The sequence below is a fragment of the Nostocoides sp. genome (assembly GCF_035343835.1).
GTDB lineage: Bacteria > Actinomycetota > Actinomycetes > Actinomycetales > Dermatophilaceae > Nostocoides_A > Nostocoides_A vanveenii.
The window spans coordinates 7,734-9,233 of the sequence record NZ_DAOQZV010000126.1; the positions used below are offsets into that span (position 1 = coordinate 7,734).

Annotated in this window: 1 protein-coding gene and 1 pseudogene; both read right to left on the reverse strand. The window is 71.3% G+C overall.

The window, feature by feature from the left end:
* Positions 1 to 5: 5 nt before the first annotated feature.
* The gene (locus PKH97_RS10110; RefSeq protein WP_324387283.1) at positions 6 to 905 is read right to left on the reverse strand and encodes a CHAD domain-containing protein; all 900 of its coding nucleotides are present in this window, start codon (positions 903 to 905) and stop codon (positions 6 to 8) included.
* A 4-nt stretch (positions 906 to 909) separates the two neighbouring features.
* Positions 910 to 1,500: pseudogene (locus PKH97_RS10115) on the reverse strand (hypothetical protein); the annotation flags it as partial.

Genomic DNA, 1,500 nt, shown 5'->3' on the forward strand with positions numbered 1-1,500 from the left:
TCGCGTCAGCGCCAGAAGGGCGTGAGGGATAGGACGTTCTGCCACGCGGCCAGGACGTCGGCACGACCGGGGTGGGGGCCGAGGTGTTGCAGCGAAATCCCTTGCGCCGCAAGCATGTGCGCGGCGGTGGCATAGTCGTTGGCGGCGCCGAAGGCGTCCTGCATCGCGCCCATCGCCGCGGCATACTCGGCGGGCGGGGTGCCAGGGGAATCGGCATACAGGTCGGCGAAGAACTCGCAGCCGTAACGGAACTTCTTGCCCTCGATGCGCACATGGTGCAGATCGTGCGCCGGCATCGTCAGCAAGGTCTCGCCCGCGGCCACGACGCGCGCATAGCGGCGCTCGAGAGCGGCGTCGGTGACCTCTCGGGCTGGGGCGTCTCGCAGGCCGGCGGCACCGTCGAGCCAGTCGGGCGCGGCCAGCCAAGCCATCAGGTCGTTCTTGATCTCCAGCCACTGCGGGGAGCGAAGCAGGGGGGCGGCCACGGCATACGTCCGCCGGCGCCGGCCGCGCAGGGCGCGTTGCTCCCGGGCCGGCCACTCCTCAGCCACCGCGCGCGCCAGCAGGACGTCGGCATCACGCGCCGGGCCGAGGGGCAGGACGATCTCGCGCATCCGCACCTTGGTGTCCATCCCGGCCTCGTCGGTGCGCACGAGTGCCCGGAAGAGCGAGAAGGCCGCCCGAGCCCGGCGCCAAGACACGCGCGTCTGGTGGAGGTTGTCGGCGTGCCGGTCGCGCAGGAAGAGCGGTTCGTTCGCGGCCAGGTGCTCGAGGCACGACTCCAGACTGATCCGGAAAGCCTCGCCGGCACTCGCTTCGGGCGGGATCGCAACGAGCGTCGCCTTGACTGCCGGCGAGGCAGGCTTGGCCGCCGTCGCTGCGGACTCGGGGGCGCCGGCCGTCATGGGATCAGTTGACCGAGATGTGCACGTGGTCGAAGTGGTTCTGCGTGATGCTGCCGCGGTCCTCCATCAACCGCCAGCCCGAGCCCATCCAGATCCGCTGCTGCCAGATGATGTATTTGATGTTCAGGCGGCCCATGTTGGCGATGGCATAGGCGGCCACGGCGTTGCCCTGCGCGGCACTGGTGATCATCACATCAACCGCGTGGCCGGTGCCGTGGTCGCCCCAGTCACCCGCCCGGTAGCCGCCGATATTGGTGATTCCGAAGGTCGAGCGAATCGCGGAGTAGACCGCCGCTGCGGAGGGCGCGAGGCCCAGGGCGGCGCCAGCGGCGGCATACGAACTCGTGCTGCCACCGGAGGGGGTGCTCGCCGCGGGCGCCGAGCCAGTCGCTGCGGTTGCCGTCGACGCGCCGGTCGCGGGGCTGGCCACGACCTTCGGCTTCGGCTTGGCGACGGCCTTCAGGCCGAGCGTGCCGTATGCCGCGACGGTCGGGCCCTCGGCATCGGTGTCGGCCAGCGACACCACGGCGGTGCCCGCCGCGATCCGCTCCAGCACGGCGTCGGCGGCCGGGTTGCCGACCCGCTGCAGCAGACC

What these genes read in the sequence shown, in the direction of transcription:
- PKH97_RS10110 (WP_324387283.1), bottom strand. Translation starts at nt 905, where the DNA reads ATGACGGCCGGCGCCCCCGAGTCCGCAGCGACGGCGGCCAAGCCTGCC.